This window comes from Paenibacillus sedimenti (assembly GCF_014534655.1).
Lineage (GTDB): Bacteria > Bacillota > Bacilli > Paenibacillales > NBRC-103111 > Paenibacillus_E > Paenibacillus_E sedimenti.
In genome coordinates, this window is the sequence record NZ_JACVVD010000002.1 from 270,040 (window position 1) to 290,538 (window position 20,499).

Consider the following 20,499-nt stretch of genomic DNA (forward strand, 5'->3'; position numbering starts at 1 on the left):
TTTTGCCGGAGGTGGCTGCCTTGCGTACTCACCGAGCCACTTCGTGGCCATTTCTACGTCTATATGCGCTCGCCTTTCTCTTTTTCAGTGCGAATTCGGTCTTGAATGTCATCGTTCCGATACGAAGTGAATCCTTGGGAGCAAGCAATACGATGATCGGCTTTATTATGGGCACTTATATGCTGACCTGCATGTTTTTTCGCCCATGGGCAGGCCATTTCGTTCATAAGTATGGCCCCGTTAAGGTACTACGTGTACTGCTGATTGTTAATGGGACAGCACTTTTGTTATATACGGTTTCCGGACTGGAAGGCTTCTTTGCTGCGCGATTCCTGCAAGGCGTTTCCACCGCTTTCTTTTCCATGGCGCTGCAGATGGGGATCATTGATTCTCTCTCGGAAGAGGAACGGTCTCAAGGAGTCTCCTTGTATTCCCTCTTTACTTATATGCCTACCATTACAGGTCCCTTGATTGCATTCGGGATCTGGGAATGGGGAGGAATGAATGCCTTCTCAGCTGTAATGGTTGCCATAGCGGTCATTACGGGCTTGTTTGGGTACAGCACATCCATACAGAACGGTTCCACAGGGAAGGAGGAGGAGCAATCAGGCGCAGGAATGCTGAAAGCGGTTAGACAAATCGTTACTCAGCCTTCCCTGCTCCTTTGCAGTGTGCTCATGCTCACCGCTTCTGTCGTTTTCGGGGCCGTGTCGGTATTCATTCCGCTCTATGCGAATCAGGTGGAATTCGGTCATGCGGGTATTTATTTGATGATTCAGGCGGGAGTCATTGTTTTTTCGCGTTTTGCGTTTCGCAAGCGGGTTCCCTCAGATGGGAAATGGCACCCCCGATTCATCGGCGCTATTTTGCTGCTGGCAGCTATAGCCGCATTGCTGCTATCCTTGGCAGCGTCCATGGGATCGCTGTTTCTATATTCGGCTGCCATCTTGATGGGAATCGCTCAAGCCTTGCTATACCCGACATTGATGACCTACTTAACGTTCGTGCTTCCTTCTTCCTCACGGAATGTATTGATCGGTTTGTTTATCGCATCGGCTGATCTGGGCATTTCCTTAGGAGGGATTGCCTTGGGACCGGTTGCTGACACATTATCTTATTCTGCGTTATATGCGGTCTGTTCAGGTCTTGTGATGATTAGCGCATGTTTTGCCATCGTGTATCACAGGCGATGGAATCAGGCTGCCGTGTAGTTCAATTCATTTTACCAGTGTTATCTGCATACCTCCAAGTTACAATTGCCCAGAACATGAAAAAGATTGCCAACCACCCAGCCAGAAAGGCCGGGTAGTTGGCAATCTATATTTATAGATAAGAAAGTACAGGTTAGGGAAAAAGGAACCCCATATCCAATTCCCTCCCCATGCTCAAACGTATAGGTTTAGACAAGGGTTCTCAACAATCTGAACTAGCGATAATGGTTCCTACTAGTTTTTTTTCACGTAATCATGGATCGTCCCAGGCACTTCTCGGAGCGAACTAAGCTGATAGAACGCACCTTTAGGCACGATGTCAATCTTGCCTGTGTTATACTCCCAGTCCTGTGCGACTGGAATATGGATCGAATGAATGCCTGCATGCAGAGCCGGAAGCACGTCGGTTTTGACCGAATTGCCGATCATCCACGTATGGCGCCGATCCAGGCGCTGCTCATGCAGCAGCGTTTCCATGAACTCTTTGGTTTTATGTACGGTTACGAAGATGCGGTCATCGAAATAAGTATCTAAGCCGGCATCGCGTACCTTTTTCATCTGGATCGAAGCATCCCCGCCTGTATACAAAAACAGCCTATGGCCCGCTTGCTGGAGCGACTCCAGCGTTTCGTTCATGTGCGGATAGGGCTCCACGGTATATTCATAAACCGTATGGCCTAACTGTAGCAGCCAGGACTCTTCTTGCGGGACCACCGGGCGGTTGTAATTCTCCGAAAACCATTGATAAGTTTCAACGAATGATTTAGGAAAACGATCGGGCATGAAGCCATGAATATGGACGCCGGCAAGATCGATTTCGAGCTGCTTTTGTTTAATGTCCTGCGGTGTTAACGCGTGACCGGAAAACCAGGTCAGCATCAAGTCCACGAACTGGTCGATCACAATGTCAAAATATTTGTTGCAATGAACGAGCGTATCGTCAAGATCGAATAGGATCGTCTGTTCTCTCATCAGTATGTCTCCTGCTTCAGCCAGAAATTGGGGATTTCCAGCCATTATACCATGACTTTTGCTTGAGCGGCTAATCTAAGGAAGCGCCCAGCCGCGTCCTACATCGCAACGGTATTCCCGCCAAATGAGCCATTTGCCGCAGAAGCGGGCTTGTTTTCATTCTCAGGCTCGCCGCTCTGTGGCGTTTTAACCGGTGCTTTCCCGTCCATCTTGCTATTGCCTTGGAATTGACCGCCTTCTTCAATGATGATCGATGTGGCGCTGATATTCCCTTGCAAGGAGCCGGTTGAAGTAATCGTCAGCTTGCCCTTGGTGATAACGTTACCCTGTACGCTTCCTGCGAGTACAACATCTCTTGCGGAGATGTTCGATTTGACGCTTCCATGCTCGCCGACGATAACGTCTCCCGCACACTCGATATCGCCGGTAATGTTGCCTTCAATCCGGATACTGGCCTCAGATTTAATACGGCCTTCAAACGAAGTGCCTTCTCCGATTAAGGTATCGGTCGTATTGGGATTCATCGAAAGCTTTTTGCTTTTAAACATCATTAATCATCCTTTCGCACCGCTTTTAGATAAGGTCTGGGATCTGTGCTTTCTCCATTTTTGAGCACTTCGTAATGCAAGTGAGGTCCTGTGCTTCGTCCGGTAGAGCCGACGAGGCCAATGGTATTCCCCTTTTCAACGTTATCGCCGTTATTCACTAAAATTTTATTCAAATGCATGTACCAAGTGCGTAAACCTTTGGAATGCTCAATGACGATGTTGTTGCCATGAAAACGGTCCGTACCGGTACTGACGACTCTGCCGTCAGCGGTGGCGAAGACGGGATCATTTTCTTTGGCCCCGAAATCGATGCCAGAATGAAAGCTGGGGCGATAAGTAAAAGGGTCGCGACGGTAACCGAATGACGATGTGACTACCTTAGTGGTAGTAGGCCATAGCGTTGGCGTTACTCGCAGCTGCTGTTGTTTGACGGCAACCTTCTGCAACGTTCCGGTAAAACTCATTTGCAGTTCTTTGACCTCGGTATCCAATTCGGATAAGGAGGCGAGCGTTTGTTCGCCGAGCTTCATGATTTCCGCTTGGGAGACAGGATTCAGACTACCCCCTATGCCAATCTGCGCGGAATCGTTGTCCCCGCTCTCGTTCTGAATCGCTACTGGGTCCTTAGTAGGAGACGAGCCAGTATCGATCTGTGCGATCGTTTTTAAATCATTCTCTAATTTCTTCATTTCTTCAACCTTGGCTTTCATCTGCTCAGCTTGCTGGGAAAGCTGGATCACTTCGTTCTGCAGCTGCTCAATGGTCTGATTCTTGCTCGTGAGCGTAGCATTCCATTGTTGACTCGCGCCATTCAGCTTGGACTGAAGGTCGTTCGCGGCTTTCACCGTATTCGCATGCAGGGTGTAAGTGATAATGGAAATAAGCAGCAGCACAGAGAAACATGCAGCAGCTATATAAGCAAACAGATGGGGAATACGAAACCTGACGACGGATTGATTGGCATCTGGGATGATGACCAGCGTCAGCTTTTTGGGCTTCCATTTGAGCTTCATAACGGCTTAAACATTCTCCTGTCGTGGTTGATTTTGGTAAACTTCTTTGTAATCCATTCGTCACATTTCGATAAAAACCCTCCCGATACCTAAGCAGATTAGTGAAAATGAGACTAATGTAGGAAGGATTACTGTCGGAATAGATCGAATATACTTAGCAAAATAAGGTAGCGCAGATTTTGAATAGAGGCGCGTATGAATAAGCTTGCAGGTATTGATATAGGTAACGATAGCATTAAATTGGTGCTGGATGGTGCGAAAGAACCGCTGGTCATCCCGAATATCATCGCTCCTGGCTACGAGAGGCATATTTTGCAGGAAGAGGATGCTCCCTGAAAGGCGCTGGATGTGGTCATCTACAGCCCGTCCCTTTCACAAAGAAACCAGCGATATTTTGTTGGACACTTGGCTTTGGAGCACGAAGATAACCTGGAGCTCGAAGACACGGATAATAAAGCAGTTTCCGACCAATCGCTCGTCGTTGCGTTAACGGTGCTTGCTTATCAAGGTTTGATGAATCAGGGATCCGGCGGTTCAGACGGTTACGGCAGCACGGTAGAAGTAGAATATGTGCTCGGTACCGGTCTACCCGTACGCGCCTTTGCGAAATTCAATCAGCAGTTCGAGCAAAGACTCGTTGGCGAACACGAGGTGACGTTCCTCTCCACGCCTCAGCTTCATAATCGCAACACGAATGTACCTGCTGAAGCGGCGGGTACTTTTTTCATTCAAACCGGAGGCACAGCTATTATTTTCCTCCTATTGACAGGATTTTATTACGAAAGCTGGTAAGTTTTGAAGGAACGATATTGAAAGCGGTTCATAGTGAGACTAGTGGTATAGATGCGCGTTTCTTGGCAAAAGCTAACTGAATACTTAACACTTGGGAATACGGTCTATGAGTCAGAGGAGATGAAGCCGTGTTGTGGATCGTGATTGTGCTGCTGCTATTCATATTTCAGACAGCAACCATTCTGATCGGTGAGTACCGACGACCTTCGAAAACGGTTGCTTGGCTGCTTGTCATGTTTATTTTTCCAGTGATCGGCTTTATCATGTACTACTTTTTGGCAAAAGAATATTCGGCGCGTAAAATGGTTCGCCGGAAGGGGCCACGCAAAATAGCGGAAACACAGTCCAAGCTTATGAATCAGGTCATCGTGTTGGACGGTTCAGCAGATAATTCTAACGTTTGCGGATTATACAAAGAACCGCGGCTATACGGGCTGCTGCTTAACATCCCGGGATCGCCCATCACGCCGAACAATCAAGTCGAGGTGCTGACGAATGCAGATGCGACTTATACGTCTATGCTTGAAGCGATTGATCAAGCCCGGCTGCATATCCATTTTGAGTTTTATACGATTCGGCATGATGAGATAGGGAGGACATTCCAGGAGGCCCTAATCCGTAAGGCGAGGGAGGGGGTTAAAGTCAGGGTGATTTATGACGGGATCGGGAGCTATAGCCTCTCTAGCGATTACATCCATAAATTGAAGCGGGCAGGTATCGACGTATATTCTTTTCTTCCGCCCCTGATTGCTTTCTTCGACAAACGCATGAATTACCGCAATCATCGTAAAATTGTTGTCATAGACGGTATCGTGGGCTTTCTTGGCGGTATTAATATTGGAGATGAATACTTGGGGGGCGATCCTAAACTTGGCTTTTGGCGTGATACTCATCTGAAGCTGCTTGGGGATGCCGTTTATTATTTGCAGCAGACGTTTCTTACGGACTGGCAGTTTGTCAGCGGGAAGCGGCTAACGGAGGATACATTCTTTCCCGAGCACGCTCAGCCTGCGTCTTCCATGGTCCAGGTGATTTCAAGCGGTCCCGATGCCCACTGGGATGCCATTCAGGAGATGTTCTTTGCGGGGATCGTCGCAGCCAAGAAGCGGGTTTATTTAGCGACCCCTTATTTTATACCGGATCCTAGCATCACGATGGCACTCAAAACGGCCGTGATCAGCGGTGTAGATGTGCGCATGATTCTCCCTTACAAAGCGGATTCGCGCATCGTACAGTATGCAACGAGATCATACCTATTGGAGCTTATGCAGGCCGGAGTCCGTATCTTCCTGTACCGGAAAGGGTTCATGCATGCCAAAGTGATGATCATCGATCGCATCATGGCGACTGTCGGCACAGCGAACATGGACATGCGCAGCTTCTTCAGCAATTTTGAGCTGAATGCGGTAATGTTCGATAAGGAAGTCATTCAGCGATTAGAATACGATTTTGTTCAGGATTTAAAAGAAAGCGAGGAATTGAAGCTGGCTGAATTTGAGAAGCGCTCCCGGTTCGAGAAAGGGAAGGAAGTCATCGCCCGCATGCTATCTCCCCTGTTTTAATAAAGGTTGTTTAAAAAATCCACTTTGATAACGAAGTTTTTCAGGAAGTATCTCGACATCGAATCTTAAACGAAATTCGGGAAGTCCGGTACTCACGTAGCAAATCACTACGCTCCGTTCCTCCTTCTCCGAATTTCGTCCAACCTTCTCGGTTCTGAAAGCGGACTTTTTAAACTCTTATTAAAGGGTGCTATTCGGCTACAGCTGCGCCAGGATAGCATCCAGATTTTGCGGAGGGACCGTTTCGATGAGATCTCCCATTCTTCGCACTCTGTCCAGCACGGTATGCAAATTGAATTCACGAGGACTCGGACGCAGCTCAACCTCTTTCCACAACAGGGGAGTGGAGACGGATGCGTCCTTTTTGGCGCGGGGCGTGTAGGGTGCTGATAATGTTTTTCCATACCAATGCTGCAAATAGTCTACGTAGATCTTATCTCCGCGGTTTTTCTTGAACCTCTCAATCGTAAAGAGATTCGGGTATTTCTTTACGACAAAAGCCCCCACAAAATGACCAATTCGCCTTAACTCTTCAAACGTATAGCCGTGCTGAATCGGGATATAGATTTGGACGCCCGTAGCACCTGATGTCTTGGCAATCGATTGAATGCGCAGGGCATCCAGTACCTCACCGATAATGTGCGCAGCTTCCATAATTCGCGGTTCTTCTTCCAAGGAAGGATCAATATCAATCACCCATTCCGCAGGCAGTGTTTCGCCAATCCGATGAAAAGAGGGGTGAAACTCCAAACAGGCCAGGTTACCCAGCCATATAAGAGTGGACAAGGAGTCCAAATTTACATAATTAATGCCGTCCAGCGGAGCCAACTTGACGAAGGGTGGAACAGGCTCGGGGGCGTTTTTTTGATAAAACGACTTGTCGTTATAGCCGTGCGGAAAGCGAATTGTCGTTAAGTGGCGGTTACGGCAATAGCGCAGCAAATAAGGGGACAGCTCCGTCAGTTTAGCAAGGTAATCAGCTTTGGTAATCCCCGCTTCCGGCCATAATGGTTTGCCGGGATTTGTAATCGTCAGCTCGTTTCCTTCTACGATAAGTGTTCCTTTGGTCGTAACTGCCATTGTGTACGCTTCCCTTCATTGCCCGTTTCCACTGATTATTCCCTGGTGGCCGAGATCTCAAACAAAGAACCGGATCGAAAGGGGTTGACAAAATAGGTGAAAACCAGTCATAATAATAAAAGTTAATAACTATTAGTTAGTAACAACATAATTAAAAGCTAATGTTAATTTATTATTAAATTTCATATTTGATGCAACGTATTTTTGGTGGTTCGCGATCGCCAAACGATCGTTGGAACATAAATAAATCACTTAAAGAAAGCGGAGGAATCAATAATGGGTAAAGATTTTTTAACTGCAGTGAAAGAAAGACGCACTTATTACGGTTTGAGCAAGGAAGCTGTTGTTTCCAATGAGCGCATCCAGGAGATCGTTAACGAAGCAGTAAAGCATACTCCTTCTTCATTCAATTCACAAAGCGCGAGAGTTGTCGTTCTTTTTGGCGAGCAGTCCGATAAATTATGGAATATCGCGAAAGAAACTTTGAGAAAGATCGTTCCTGCGGATAGCTTTGCGCAAACGGAAGAAAGATTGAACGGTTTCAGCAGCGGCTACGGCACTGTGCTGTTCTTCGAAGATCAAACCGTCGTTGAAGGTCTGCAAAAGCAATTCGCGCTTTACGCCGATAACTTCCCGATTTGGTCCAATCAATCTTCAGGTATGCTTCAATTCGTCGTATGGACAGCTTTGGAAGAAGCGGGTCTTGGCGCATCTTTGCAGCACTACAACCCATTAATCGACGAAGAAGTGAGAGCGACTTGGAATCTGCCGAGCGAGTGGAAACTGCTTGCGCAAATGCCATTCGGCAAACCAACGTTCGAACCAGGTCCGAAAGAGTTTAAACCGCTTGAAGATCGCGTGAAATTTTTCTCCTAATCATAAAACAAAGATAAGGGCTGTCCATGAGTCGAAAGACTTGGGGATAGCCCTTTGTTCATATAGGGTCAAAAAGAGGATACATCACTTCATTGTCGAACTATCTCCCCATTGCAAGTAATTCTATCTAACCCATTGAGTGAGGCAAAAAATGACCTATAAAGTGATGATTGTGGATGATCAAAATTTGCTGGTAGACGGGTTAGCCACCATTATCGATGTTCAACCCGATATGGAAGTGGTTGGGACGGCGGAGAATGGGCTTCAGGCATTAGAGCTGATTGAGCGGTTGCATCCGGATGTTGTCTTGATGGATGTTCGCATGCCCGTTATGGATGGCGTGGAGACGACCAAGAGGATCAAGGCGGCCTATCCCAAGACGATTGTCTTGATTTTATCCACTTTTGCGGAAGAGGAGGTTATCGTCGAATGTTTGGCGCATGGCGCAGAAGGGTTTCTGCTCAAGGATATCCGTGGAGAGCGATTAATTGCCATGATTCGAGACGCCTTGACGGGACAGCTTGTTCTGCCGGCCGTCATCGCAGCAAAGCTGGCTGAACGCCTCTTCCGGCTTTCCTCGAATTTGAAGGATGAGATGGAGAAGGCGAGAGTGAGGAGCCAAGGGATCACGTTCACAGAGCGGGAGCAAGAAATAATCCGACTCCTGTTAAAAGGCTGGAACAACCGGCAAATAGCCGCCGCTTTATTTATAAGCGAAGGGACGACGCGGAATTACATTAGCGCCATCTATAATAAGGTAGGCGCAAGTGACCGTGCACACGCTCTGGTGCTGTTGAAGGAGTTGATGAGCGAAGAATGAAGAAAGCTTCCTATTCGGCTCTTCATTTTCTGTTTTTTGCCGCGGCGGTTTGCTTCGTGCTGTTTATGTACGGGCTGCTGAATTTTATGCAGCCTGTAAAGCCTGCAGATATCGTCACACTTTCACCCGGCGAGGTACAGTACCAATGGAACGCTTCCGCCCCGAAACAAGGGGCATGGAGTTCCTTTCCGATTCTGCCTGGCAGTTCTGATCACGGGCGGCTCTGGCTCCAAATCCAACTTCCTGAACGGACGTGGAAGGACAAGCGGTTATTGATTTACCCGTCCGTCCCGGAAATCAGCGTACATGCAGGCGATAAGGTATCTACCTATCCGACGAACCCGCTCGGCGCGGATCCGAGGTATATGATTGAATGGTCTGCCATTCCTCTAGACCAAGCGGACAGTGACAAAACGATTCTTCTTAGCATCGAACAACCTGCTGTGCCCCCGTATATGATTGAAGTGGGCGAGTGGTCTGCGGTTGTTGAATACTTTTACAAAACGGATCTGAAGCTATTTATAGGATTTATGGTCATGCTATTTATTGGCTTTGTAGCACTAGGCCTGTTTATAGCGTTCCGTAAGGAAAGATTATATCTTATTTTATCTTTATTTGCCTGGTGCCTATCGCTTGGTTATCTAGTGAGAATGAACTCGAAACATTTGTTCTACTTCTCTCCGGAACTGTATTACTACCTTAGCAAGATCGGCGCGATCGGATGGCCCATTTTTGCGCTCATGTTCTTCGAGAATATCGTTTACGCCCGTTACAGGAGCTGGATTCGCAGAATGTGGCAGGGGTATGCGATTCTTGCCTCTGCGGTGATGACCATTATTACACTCCGTCCTTCCACGTACTTATGGTTTGAGGAAGGTTCCATGGCGATCATCATCCAATTGATCTCGCTTGCTATTGTGGTGGCCTTAATTCTCTCGATCCGCAAGCAGCCTGAAAATGTGGAATATGCTTTTTTCTTATTCGGTTATACCGTCTACTTTCTGGATCTGGCAGTCGGTATCGGGCTTTCGTACCAGGAAGGGGGCATTGCTTCCAGCTTTGCGCTGGCCCTTTCCTTTACAGCGATCATGCTGCGCAGATATTGGTTGACGCAAAAAGAACTTCAATCGCTTAACACCGGATTGGAGCAAAAAGTGAGGGAGAGAACCGAGGAGCTGGAGCAGACCCACAAGAAGCTGGTCGTTTCGATGCAGGAGAGCGCTTTGGTCATGTCGGAAATGTCGGCATTAACGGAACGGAACCGTATCTCACAAGAAATGCATGACGTAGTCGGGCATACGCTTACCGCATCGATTGTCCAACTGGAAGCTGTGAAGATTTTGATGACACGGGATCTGGAGAAGGCTATGCAAAAGATCGGGATTGCTGAAGAGCTGGTTCGCAAAGGACTGAATGATATTCGAGGTTCGGTACGAATGCTTAAAGAAGAGGACTGGACTGCATCGATCGGAACGCTGCTCCAAAGGGTCATTCATGATACGGAGTATTCCGCCGAGGTGCAAATTCGTGCAGCCATTGAAGAAGGCAGGGAGATCGGTCCCATCCACAAAAATGTGCTGTATTTTGCTCTCATCGAAGGGCTTTCCAACGGGATTCGTCACGGCAAAAGCAAGCGCTTCAAGGTATCGCTTCACTATGCTGAAGACGAGGTGAGATTTCGGCTATCGAATGCCGGCCTTCCCTATGAAGGAAGGGGAGACTACGGTTTCGGGCTTCAAACATTGAAGGAAAAGACCGTGATGCTGGGCGGAAAGCTGGAGGTTGTTCCGAATCCAGACGAACCGGGAGCTGTTATTGACATTCGTCTGCCTCTCACATGACACCCGGCATGACAAAGACATGACAGGCGTATCTGCTCATATGACACCCTTTCTTTATACAATGTGTTTATAAACGACAACACAAGTTAAGAAAGGATTGAGATGTATGAGTCAAACGAAATTAATTAGATCATTTGGTTTTGCCGGGATGTTGGGAGGGCTGGCGTACTTGCCGTCCAGGTTTTTTATTCAGCCGCAATTTAATGGCAGCGTAACGGGGCTGATCGGTTGGGGACTGGATACAATAGCGTTAACGTGCTCGCTGTTTTTGTTTGCCGGCATGCTTTTGGCCCAGATTCATAAAGTACGCGGTTTCGGTCTGTTTACGTTTTTCTTTATTTTCCTGACGTCCTCGCTGTTCGCTGGTCATCAATACGGTTTGCTTTTGCTGGCGCCGATCATTCACCAATTGGATCCCGCTATGTTTGAGGGGACTGGAATGCCTCCGCTTCCTTTTATGATCGCTACGCTCGGTAATGTCGGATTGAAATTGATTGCTATCGTCATGTTCGCCGCCGTGTCTCTCAAACATAAAGTTCTGCCTCGCTGGGCGCTGATCGTCATGATCATTGGAGCTTTGAGCGACTTCGTGCCGTTCGGGGATTATATTAGCAGAATCGTGTCCGGGATCGCCTTCATCGGACTGGGCAGCGCATTATGGAAAAGAGAAGGAGATTTCGCGCAAGTTGAAACAAAAAGCGTTCATATTTGAACGCTTTGTTCACGAAGACGTGACACCGATACCGGCATTGTTGATCAAAATATCAAATTGATGGCTGCCGGTACGTTAACAAGCTCCTCATCAAGCGCTGTAGTCAGCTGGGTGACTCTATTGAGCGAAGCGAGTCCTGCGCCCACTGCAAATGCACGGCCACCCCGGGCTTCAATCGTGCCAATGACTTCCTCCGCGGCATCGCGGTTGCTGCCATAGTGGACAGCGACCAAAGCCCCCTCATCGGCCAGGCGTAGGGCAATTCCCCGCCCAATGCCTCGGCTTCCTCCTGTAACAACTGCCACTTAACCTTCTAATCGTTTCATCGTATTCACTCCCTTAGTTTATCTAAGGCTACTCTATACCCTCCCCTTATGGGGAGAGTCAAGAGGCGGGGAGTGAATATTTCCTCGAAATCAAAATGAATGCCATTCCTTCATTTCAATCAAGTATGCCGCCGCCAAACAAAAAGCGGTACTCCAGATGCTTGAACCTCAAGTTATCAATCCGGACGCCACCGGTTTCCTTGGATGCAGTATGAATGATCTTGCCATTTCCCAGATAAATGCCCATATGCGTGATCGGCTTTTGAGATTCTTTCAAGCCTGCATAATCCTGAGGCCGGTTGCCGTAAAATTTGGTGAAGAATAACAAGTCGCCGCGCCGCGCTTTTCTTAATTGCCGATATTGTCGTTTCGAAAATGCTTTGACATATGCAGCCTGGCTCCGGGAATCCCATGGCAAATCCATGCCTAACGCGTATAAATACACCCATCGCGTGAAGTCCGAGCAATCAAAGGAAGATGGTTCCGTGCGGTCGGAACCCCATACGTAAGGCGTTCGTAAATAAGATTTTGCAGTCGCTATGACATTTTCTGTATACCTTCCGCGTATCGGGGTAATCGATTTATCCGGAAACCTTTGCACAAGCGGAAACCCATTGGGGTCCAGCAAGGTAGTCGTCTTCGCCGCTTCTTTTGCGAAGCTTCGCAGCTGTCCGGGTATGGCGACTTGCTCTATACCCCAATCTCCGACATAGAGATCCTTATCGTTCTGGATAATCGCCCAATCCGATAATTTGTCGTCAGTCACATTTTCCTGGGCCCTTTTTGTGCACCCGGAGAACAGTATAAGGCTGCACAGGCATGTTAATGTTAGCGCTATTTTTCTCATCATTAAACCCCTTTGTAACGTTGATGAGCTTAGGATGCTAACATTATTCCTTTTTTACCACACAGCATTCGCAATGGGGACACCTGGATTCAAGCCGAATAACAAACCCGCACCGGCTATGTAAGAATAGCCGGTGCGGGTTTGTTTTATGCGGATTCGGATATATCGCTTTGTACCCAGCGTTTTTGTTTCAACTTGCGGATGATCACGCCATGTGTCGGCGAGAAGAGCAGCGCAAGAAGGAATAGGCCGCCGGCTACACTGATCATGCTGCCTGCGATCGAAGCGTCCAATACGCTGGCCACATAATAACCGATGACGGAACTGCTGCTGCCGATGATGACACTATAGACGATCATCAAGCTCAATCTTTCGGTAAGCAGATACGCAGTAGCGGGTGGAACGACCAGCATGCCAACGACGAGAATCGCTCCGACGCTTTCAAAAGAAGCAACTGTGCTTACAGATACAAGGCCCATGAGCAGATAGTGGAACAGAGCAACCGGAATGCCCACTGCCGCTGCCATGGCCGGATCGAACGCACAGATTTTAAATTGTTTATAAAAGGCTGTAATGACAATGACGCTGAGCAGCAGGGCAAGACCGACGCCCCATACCGCTTTGGGCCCAATATCGATTCCGGCCAGCTGAATCGTATTCCAAGGCACATAGGCGATTTCTCCGTAAAGCACGCAATCGAGGTCCAAGTCGATATTTCTCGTATACATACTGATCAGAAGTACCCCTACAGCGAATAGTGCTGTGAATACCACGCCAATTGAGGCATCGGACTGTACCCCGCTCTGATGGAACAATTGAATCAGGAAAACGGTAATCAGTCCAAGTACGGCTGCGCCGAGCAGCATGAATAAAGAATCGCGGGAACCGCTGATCAGAAAGGCGATGACAATACCGGGAAGGACGGAGTGACTAATCGCGTCTCCGATCATCGCCATTTTCCGCAGAACGAGAAAACAGCCCACGATGCCGCAGGTGCTGGCCACAAGCACGCCGGTTAAGATGATCCAAAATGTACTCATAACGCGCTCTCCTTCCGCTCCGCATGGAGTACCACTTGTGCTTGCTCGCCTCTGACTTTGTTCCGAACAGATACGCGCAGCAATAACTTAGACAATACCCCTCGCCGTGGAGCTGCTACGACCGAGATGAGAAAGAGGGAGGTGGAGGCAAGCACGGTTAATGGGCCTGTCGGCAAATTATTGCCGTTAGCACTGATGAAAGTCCCTGTCAAACCGCTAAGAGCTCCAAACAGACCTGCGAGAACGACCATGATACCGAGCCTTTCCGTCCAATATCTGGCCGATACGGCAGGCGTAATCAAGAGGGCGGCCATGAGCACCACACCGACAGCTTGAATGCCGACGACGACCGCGATCACAATGAGAAACATGATGAACTGATCCAATAAGGCGACCGGATAGCCTAATCCCCGGGCAAAGCCGGGATCGAAACTGAGAAGCTTAAATTCTTTGAACAATAAGGCGCAGACACCAATCAATACGATGGATATGATGGCCATAATCAACACATCGGACAGCATCATGGAAGCGGCTTGACCGAACAAGAACTTATCGAGTCCGCTTTGGTTGCCGTTCCCGCTATGCTGAATTTGTGTCAGCAAGACGATGCCAAAACCGAAGAACACGGAAAGCACGATTGCTAAAGCAGAGTCCTGCTTAATCCGCGTATGCCGCGTAATATATCCAATCCCGAATGTTGCCACGATACCGGCAATGGCAGCCCCAATCAGAAATAACAGAATCGACTTCGAGCCGCTAAGCATAAAAGCGATGCAAACGCCGGGAAGCGCCGCGTGCGACAAAGCATCGCCCATCAAGGACTGTTTGCGCAAATAGGCAAAGCTCCCGATGACGCCGCTGCTTAAACCAAGCAGCATGCAGCCTAGAAGGATCCACTGGGTATTAGGATCCAAAAACACTTTCATCCAATCCGGCATGCTCATCACCTCGTATTCATGATCATGGACGATTGGTTATCGTGATCCAATATCGTTAACCTTCCGCCGTATGTTTGCTGCAGTTTGTCAGCGGTAAACGTCTGCTCCACAGGACCGAAATCGAGGAGCTGTACATTCAAGAGCATGACCCAATCGAAATATTCTTTGACCGTGGCCAGGTCATGATGGACGACCAGTACGGTTTTGCCTTGCATCTTCAGCTCGTTAAGGAGCGTAATAATCGCTTTTTCCGTTGCCGCATCCACACCTACAAACGGCTCATCCATGAAATACAGTTTGGCATCTTGAGCAAGGGCTCTGGCCAGGAATATCCGCTGCTGCTGTCCGCCTGACAGCTGGCTAATCTGCCGGTCGGCGAATTCCGTCATACCGACTTTCGCCAGACATTCCATGGCAAATCTTTTTTCAGCTTGGCCGGGGCGTTTGAACCAGCCCAGATGTCCATATCGTCCCATCATGACAACATCGAGCGCATTCGTCGGGAAATCCCAATCGACGGATTCCCGCTGGGGGACATAGCCAACCATTTTGCGCTGCTCGGCGTATGGTTTTCCATAAATGGATACATCGCCGGACAGACGGGGAATGAGCCCGAGCGCCGCTTTAATTAAAGTGGATTTGCCGGCTCCGTTAGGACCGACGATACCGATCAGCTTTCCTTCCGGTACTTCGAAGCTAACGTTTCGAAGTACCGGTTTTTTCTGATAAGCAACGGACATGTTATGAATCGATAAAGGGTTGGTTTGCATGCTCATTTTCTCCTTTGCCAATTATTTGAGTGCGCCCACAATCGTGTCCACGTTATGGCGAACCATGCCGATATAAGTGCCTTCCGGCGTTCCTGCTTCGCCCATGGCATCAGAGAACAGCTCGCCGCCGATCTTCAAATCTTGGCCCTTTTCTTTGGCGCCTTGAATAACGGCATCAATTGCTTTGCGGGGGACACTGGATTCGATAAAGACAGCTTTGATCTTGTTTGCGACCAGATAATCCCGCAGGTCGATCACATCTTTGGTGCCCGCTTCCGAAGCTGTGCTGATCCCTTGGAGTCCCATGACTTTCATGCCATAGGCGTCGCCGAAATAGCCGAAAGCATCATGTGCCGTAACCAATACGCGGCTTTGTTCCGGTATCGTTTTGATTTTCTCCGCAACCTCATTGTGAAGCTGCTGCAACTGTTTAAGATAAGCGTCGGCATTGCTGCGGTATTCTTCAGCATGAGCCGGATCATGTTTCACAAGTGTATCGCGAATCGACTCCGCAGCCGTCATCCAGAGTCTGACATCGAACCAGATATGAGGATCGAACTCGGTTTCCATTTCGGCTCCGGATCTCAGCTTGGCGCGGTCAATATTATCCGATACGGCCACAGTCGGTTTCTTTTTGCCCATGTTCTCAAAAATTTCAATCATTTTCCCTTCCAAATGCAGACCGTTATAGAAAATGATGTCCGCCTTATCCAGCTTGGCGATATCGCCTTGGGATGCTTTGTATAAATGAGGGTCTACCCCTGCCTTCATAAGTCCCGTCACTTCCACATGCGTCCCGCCGACTTGGTTAACGACATCAGTGATCATGCCGATTGTTGTCGTCACTTTAATTTTTCCTGAAGCAGTAGCATTTGGCGATGCTGTGTTGGTTTGGCCGCAGGCGGACATGAGGGCTATACAACCGATGAGCATAAAACTAAGGAACAACCGCATAACTGCACCGCTAAGTTTAGATTTTGTTTTTGTTGTCATTTGCATTTGCATGGCTTCATCTCTCCTCGTTAGTCTTGTTTTTAGTTACTATTTTATCTTTCCTATAAACAAATAAGTTTCTCTAGGGCAAAAATTAAAATAAAAAAAGGGATATGTATTTCCTTATACCTACAGTATTATAGTACAACAAAATAATTGCATGTACAACACAAATTTGCACGAAGGAAAAATAAATAGGCCCCAGTAGCAAGAATACTTGCCTGGAGCCCTCTGATTGATTTTCTTACAACGAGTCGGTTTTTATTTTTTAAATATTGGTATCCATATTTCGCTTTTAAAAGCGGGCGATGTTACATCTTTATGCTCGTTCCACAAGATTTCTGGCCCTACTGCTTGTTCATAGTTCGAGGATGGAAACCATTCGGAGTAGATGCGTCCCCAGATATCCTGCAGCGTATCCGGAAATGGTCCGACTGACTCGAATACTGCCCATGTTGAGGCGGGAACTTCAAGTTGTGTCAGGTTCTCCGGACATTCCTGCGTTGTTGCCGCGCCTATATAATGATCAAGCTCCCCATTTTCCAGTCGACCTTCAGAAAAGTTTGTGGATGCGCTAAGCAATCCCCAAGGCTCAACATTTGAAAGTTGCTTAAGTTTATTGATCGTCTCATCATTTAAACTTGCCCACATCGAGGCAATTTCCGGATTAACTCCATGGTAAATCAAAGAAACTCTTTTCTTAATGCCAACGATGCGAAAAGTCTCCTTTTCTACAATGCGATAGATCATTTCACTTCCTCCTTTAATGGTTAACTGAAAGGTCATACGTGGATAAGCTTTTAGAGATTTGCCGCTATGTCTGGCATCTGACGGTGTTATGCCATGCAAATTTTGAAAAGCTCTTGCGAATGAGTCCGGAGAGTTGTATCCATATTTAACTGCAATATCAATAATCCTTATGCTGCTATTAGTAAGCTCGAATGCTGCAAGAGATAGGCGCCTGCGGCGGATGTACTCCGACAGCGTAACCCCTGCAAGGAAAGAAAACATTCTTGTAAAATGGTACTCCGAGCACATAGACAGCCTGGCTGCTTCTTTCAAATCAATCTCATGAGTAAGATTGTTTTCAATATAATTCACTGCTTCATTCAATTTCTTAAGCATATCCATGAGATCACCTCCCTCATTAATAGAATAGCAGGTGTCATATATATCTTTCCGATATTTCTTGCACAATTATGAAGGCTAATGAGGCATATAAAAAAGCAAGAAGCCTAGATTGATTAAGCTAGGCTTCTTGCTTATAAGGGAAATGATTAACTCATTACTTTTTGAGAGCCGGGCGGGACATAAAACGGAGGCATATTAATCCAACCTCGTTTGCGCATTAATTGTTTCAATCTAGCCGCAAAAGCTAATTTTTCAGCTTGAAATTGAATGAATAATAACCCGACGTCTGAGCGAATCGACTGCGTAGCAATGCTGGCGGCCTGCAAAATCAAACTTGCGATTTTCAGAGATAATTCGTTGGCGAGCACCTCATCCGTTTGTTTAACGCCGAGAGGAATACTGTTAGGATCCGAAGTTGGCATATCTTCAGGGGCTTTAGGCAAGCTAAGTCCTTCCTTAAGCATAAAACTATGGAGTCTTTCCCTTTGGCTGGTACCGAGTTTTGAGTCTTCTTCAAGTATAAACTTCAGTTCATGATCGGAAGTGGTGTTGATTCCGGCTTGAACGGTAACTTTCGCTAATTCCAGGCCAGCCAAGTATATCCAGCATCCCATTACTTCTCCGACATGAAGTGGCTGGTCTTCATCTTGAGCCGTCATCGATTTAATGTAATCTAATGTTGTTTCCAGTATATTTACCATGCGTTTCCTCCTGTTTTTAAAATAATAAGTAATATTGTTTGCAGAGGGAAACTGTTTATTCAAAAATTGCCTATGATTTCGTTTATAGAACGAATGCGCCTGTAATGCCGCTTAATATCCCTAGTACAACAACTGAAACGATAACAAAAAGGATGACCTTCTTGGGAAAGGACCTTGAAATCATAAGCAAAGAAGGCAAGCTGACTGAAGGCAGTGTAAGCAATAATGCAGCGGCGGGACCTGTGCCCAGTCCAAAGGACATGAAAGATTGAATAATCGGTATCTCGGCAGCTGTAGGGATTACAAACAACATACCTGCGATAGCAAAACCTGCAATAAGAAGAATGCTATTTCCGGATGCTTCCCCGACTGTCGGGAATAACCAGGCTCTGCAAGCACCTAACAAGAGCACAGCGATGATGTAGGCAGGAACAATACGCAGGATCATCGACCAAATGCTTTTGAGCCATTTTAGTAGTAATGAACCGGATTGTTCATCTGCGATTTTCATCGGTTTAACAGCCATGTTCTCCGGAGGATTCATGTTGCCGGCAAATCGATTCGCGTAGAAACTTACGCCAAATGTTAGGATTAATCCGAATATCAGTCGTATTAAGGTGAACTTCCAAGACAACACAAAGGTCATAAACACTAAGGTTGCCGGGTTAAGGGTCGGATTTCCGAGCCAAAAAGCAAGACTTGCGCCTACAGATACATTCTTTTTACGTAAACCTACAGCTAGCGGCGCTGCACAACATGTGCACATCATGCCTGGAATAGAGGCGATGCCGCCGATGAATGTGCTGCCGAAGGAGGTTCTGCCGAGTACTTTCAGCAGCCATGCGGATGGCAGAAGCACTTGTACCAATGAACCAAGGATGACGCCGAGCACGGCCGCTTTCCATACTGATTTATAATAAGCGAGTGCATAATCCCATGCAGCTTGCCAGGAAGGAGCGGGAGCTGTCGGGTTATTGCCGGATACAATAGATGATCCAATAGAATGCTTGATTGCCGCATCAAACGCTTTATGATAATAAGGCCACCATTTGACATAGGTTAACCCTATAATAGCGATGATGAGAAATACGATAGCCGATAATACGGCCTTTTTGCTGACCGGTTCAACTTGGGGTGCGGAATGGCTGGTTTCTGGCATGATAGCCTCCAAGCATTAGATTTTGATCACATAAATCGGTTATCATTATATCATGTCGTGGCGATGTTGAAGTAGATACATTAGCCCAACTGAAGAGAGGATTGAAGACCATGTCGACAACAGATAAAATTAAGCTTACATCTTATTCAACCAAGGGTGGCTGCGGGTGCAAAATCGGTCCGGCAGATCTTTCCGAAGTCATTCGAACTTTACCTCCGGCTGTACCGAATCCCAACCTTCTCGTGGGGATAGATACAAGTGATGATGCTGGCGTATATAAACTAAGCGAAGAGATCGCTCTCGTTCAAACCGTGGATTTTTTTACCCCGATTGTCGATGACCCGTATTCCTTCGGACAAGTAGCTGCCGCCAATGCGATCAGCGACATTTATGCGATGGGCGGCAAGCCTCTTACGGCGCTTAATATTGTAGCTTTTCCGATTCGTACGCTGGACAAGCAAGTGCTCGCTGAGATATTGCGAGGTGCTGGAGAAAAGATGAAAGAAGCTGGAATTACCCTGGTCGGCGGACATTCCATTGATGATAATGAACCTAAGTTCGGACTTGCCGTTACAGGATTGGTGCACCCCCAAAAAGTGCGAACCAACGCAGGAGCCGTTCCGGGAGATAAGCTGATCTTGACGAAGCCGATTGGCGTAGGGATTTTGACAACCTCGATTAAGAAAGACCGCTTATCGGAAGAAGAAGTGCAAAGAGTCACTCAAGTTATGGCTACACTTAATAAAACTGCTGCAGAAACGATGGAGCCTTTCGATGTGCATGCCTGCACAGACGTTACAGGCTTTGGGTTGATCGGGCATTCTCTTGAAATGGCCAAAGGAAGCGGAGTAGGCATCCGCATTGTTGCAAGAGACGTGCCTGTGTTGCCCCGAGTTCGTGAACTGGCTGAAGAAGGCTTCGTTCCGGGAGGTACCAAAAATAACTTCGCCCATGTACAGGATTCGATTACGTTCCCCGACTCCTTAGATCAGATCGGTCAGTGGATTTTATGTGATGCTGTAACTTCGGGAGGTCTTCTTATCTCTGTTGCAGGAGATCAGGCGAATGAACTGCTGCATAAGCTCAAACAAGCTGGGGTTGAAGCCAGTCTCATTGGTGAAACGACGTCGGAATACCCTGGACGTATTGTCGTCATCTAAAGGAGCG

The 20,499-nt window shown here is 47.5% G+C and carries 21 protein-coding genes and 1 pseudogene; 9 read left to right on the forward strand and 13 right to left on the reverse strand.

Annotation, left to right across the window (positions count from 1 at the left end; genetic code table 11):
- The first annotated feature begins 20 nt into the window (after positions 1 to 20).
- The gene (gene cntE, locus ICC18_RS05825) at positions 21 to 1,211 is read left to right on the forward strand and encodes a staphylopine family metallophore export MFS transporter CntE (protein WP_188173439.1); all 1,191 of its coding nucleotides are present in this window, start codon (positions 21 to 23) and stop codon (positions 1,209 to 1,211) included.
- Positions 1,212 to 1,445: 234 nt separating this feature from the next.
- Here the strand turns inward: cntE and ICC18_RS05830 are convergent, their stop codons facing one another.
- The 3 genes from ICC18_RS05830 to ICC18_RS05840 form a co-directional block, all read right to left on the reverse strand.
- Positions 1,446 to 2,183: an HAD family hydrolase gene (locus ICC18_RS05830; RefSeq protein WP_188173440.1), complete on the reverse strand. Its 738-nt coding sequence runs from the start codon at positions 2,181 to 2,183 to the stop codon at positions 1,446 to 1,448.
- Positions 2,184 to 2,281: 98 nt separating this feature from the next.
- A complete protein-coding gene (locus ICC18_RS05835; RefSeq protein WP_223192362.1) occupies positions 2,282 to 2,734 on the reverse strand; it encodes a bactofilin family protein in 453 nt (150 codons plus the stop codon).
- A complete protein-coding gene (locus ICC18_RS05840; protein WP_188173441.1) occupies positions 2,734 to 3,744 on the reverse strand; it encodes a M23 family metallopeptidase in 1,011 nt (336 codons plus the stop codon). Before ICC18_RS05840 ends, ICC18_RS05835 begins: the two co-directional genes overlap by 1 nt.
- Positions 3,745 to 3,939: 195 nt before the next feature.
- Here ICC18_RS05840 and ICC18_RS33595 point away from each other — a divergent pair, with 195 nt between their 5' ends.
- From ICC18_RS33595 to cls, 3 genes are all read left to right on the forward strand, one after another.
- The gene (locus ICC18_RS33595; protein WP_223192363.1) at positions 3,940 to 4,080 is read left to right on the forward strand and encodes a hypothetical protein; all 141 of its coding nucleotides are present in this window, start codon (positions 3,940 to 3,942) and stop codon (positions 4,078 to 4,080) included.
- Positions 4,081 to 4,092: 12 nt separating this feature from the next.
- Positions 4,093 to 4,536: a ParM/StbA family protein gene (locus tag ICC18_RS05845; protein ID WP_312029491.1), complete on the forward strand. Its 444-nt coding sequence runs from the start codon at positions 4,093 to 4,095 to the stop codon at positions 4,534 to 4,536.
- A 128-nt stretch (positions 4,537 to 4,664) separates the two neighbouring features.
- Positions 4,665 to 6,098, forward strand: a complete 1,434-nt coding sequence (gene cls, locus ICC18_RS05850) for a cardiolipin synthase (RefSeq protein WP_188173442.1) — start codon at positions 4,665 to 4,667, stop codon at positions 6,096 to 6,098.
- Between the two features lie 198 nt (positions 6,099 to 6,296).
- On the opposite strand, the gene ligD is transcribed toward cls, so the two are convergent.
- Positions 6,297 to 7,178 carry a non-homologous end-joining DNA ligase gene (ligD, locus tag ICC18_RS05855; protein WP_188173443.1) on the reverse strand — a complete coding sequence of 294 codons (882 nt, stop codon included), beginning with the start codon at positions 7,176 to 7,178 and terminating at the stop codon, positions 6,297 to 6,299.
- Between the two features lie 276 nt (positions 7,179 to 7,454).
- On the opposite strand from ligD, the gene ICC18_RS05860 reads away from it, so the two are divergent.
- The 4 genes from ICC18_RS05860 (at position 7,455) to ICC18_RS05875 (ending at position 11,427) form a co-directional block, all read left to right on the forward strand.
- Positions 7,455 to 8,054, forward strand: coding sequence for a nitroreductase family protein (locus tag ICC18_RS05860; protein WP_188173444.1), 600 nt, complete (start codon positions 7,455 to 7,457; stop codon positions 8,052 to 8,054).
- A gap of 151 nt (positions 8,055 to 8,205) precedes the next feature.
- Positions 8,206 to 8,874 carry a response regulator transcription factor gene (locus tag ICC18_RS05865; protein WP_188173445.1) on the forward strand — a complete coding sequence of 223 codons (669 nt, stop codon included), beginning with the start codon at positions 8,206 to 8,208 and terminating at the stop codon, positions 8,872 to 8,874.
- Entirely contained in the window at positions 8,871 to 10,715 is a 1,845-nt protein-coding gene (locus ICC18_RS05870; RefSeq protein ID WP_188173446.1) for a sensor histidine kinase, read from the forward strand. Before ICC18_RS05865 ends, ICC18_RS05870 begins: the two co-directional genes overlap by 4 nt.
- Before the next feature lie 106 nt (positions 10,716 to 10,821).
- Complete coding sequence (locus ICC18_RS05875; RefSeq protein ID WP_188173447.1) at positions 10,822 to 11,427, forward strand: hypothetical protein; 606 nt, start codon at positions 10,822 to 10,824, stop codon at positions 11,425 to 11,427.
- Positions 11,428 to 11,451: 24 nt separating this feature from the next.
- On the opposite strand, the pseudogene ICC18_RS34460 reads toward ICC18_RS05875, so the two are convergent.
- The 9 genes and pseudogenes from ICC18_RS34460 to ICC18_RS05920 all read right to left on the reverse strand — a co-directional run.
- A pseudogene (locus ICC18_RS34460) lies at positions 11,452 to 11,732 on the reverse strand (SDR family NAD(P)-dependent oxidoreductase); the annotation flags it as partial.
- Positions 11,733 to 11,868: 136 nt separating this feature from the next.
- Positions 11,869 to 12,519 carry a C40 family peptidase gene (locus ICC18_RS05885; RefSeq protein ID WP_312029492.1) on the reverse strand — a complete coding sequence of 217 codons (651 nt, stop codon included), beginning with the start codon at positions 12,517 to 12,519 and terminating at the stop codon, positions 11,869 to 11,871.
- A 227-nt stretch (positions 12,520 to 12,746) separates the two neighbouring features.
- On the reverse strand, positions 12,747 to 13,640 hold the full coding sequence (locus ICC18_RS05890; RefSeq protein WP_188173448.1) for a metal ABC transporter permease: 894 nt from the start codon (positions 13,638 to 13,640) through the stop codon (positions 12,747 to 12,749).
- On the reverse strand, positions 13,637 to 14,578 hold the full coding sequence (locus ICC18_RS05895; RefSeq protein WP_188173449.1) for a metal ABC transporter permease: 942 nt from the start codon (positions 14,576 to 14,578) through the stop codon (positions 13,637 to 13,639). Before ICC18_RS05895 ends, ICC18_RS05890 begins: the two co-directional genes overlap by 4 nt.
- A 5-nt stretch (positions 14,579 to 14,583) precedes the next feature.
- Complete coding sequence (locus ICC18_RS05900) at positions 14,584 to 15,348, reverse strand: metal ABC transporter ATP-binding protein (protein WP_188173450.1); 765 nt, start codon at positions 15,346 to 15,348, stop codon at positions 14,584 to 14,586.
- Positions 15,349 to 15,369: 21 nt separating this feature from the next.
- Positions 15,370 to 16,302, reverse strand: a complete 933-nt coding sequence (locus ICC18_RS05905; protein ID WP_376745613.1) for a metal ABC transporter solute-binding protein, Zn/Mn family — start codon at positions 16,300 to 16,302, stop codon at positions 15,370 to 15,372.
- A gap of 300 nt (positions 16,303 to 16,602) precedes the next feature.
- Positions 16,603 to 17,472 (reverse strand): AraC family transcriptional regulator, encoded by an 870-nt coding sequence (locus ICC18_RS05910; RefSeq protein WP_188173451.1) that lies wholly within the window; start codon positions 17,470 to 17,472, stop codon positions 16,603 to 16,605.
- 146 nt (positions 17,473 to 17,618) lie between these two features.
- On the reverse strand, positions 17,619 to 18,173 hold the full coding sequence (locus ICC18_RS05915; RefSeq protein WP_188173452.1) for a DUF3231 family protein: 555 nt from the start codon (positions 18,171 to 18,173) through the stop codon (positions 17,619 to 17,621).
- Positions 18,174 to 18,255: 82 nt separating this feature from the next.
- Positions 18,256 to 19,332 carry a permease gene (locus ICC18_RS05920; RefSeq protein WP_188173453.1) on the reverse strand — a complete coding sequence of 359 codons (1,077 nt, stop codon included), beginning with the start codon at positions 19,330 to 19,332 and terminating at the stop codon, positions 18,256 to 18,258.
- Positions 19,333 to 19,442: 110 nt separating this feature from the next.
- Here ICC18_RS05920 and selD point away from each other — a divergent pair, with 110 nt between their 5' ends.
- Entirely contained in the window at positions 19,443 to 20,492 is a 1,050-nt protein-coding gene (gene selD, locus ICC18_RS05925) for a selenide, water dikinase SelD (RefSeq protein ID WP_188173454.1), read from the forward strand.
- Positions 20,493 to 20,499 lie beyond the last annotated feature (7 nt).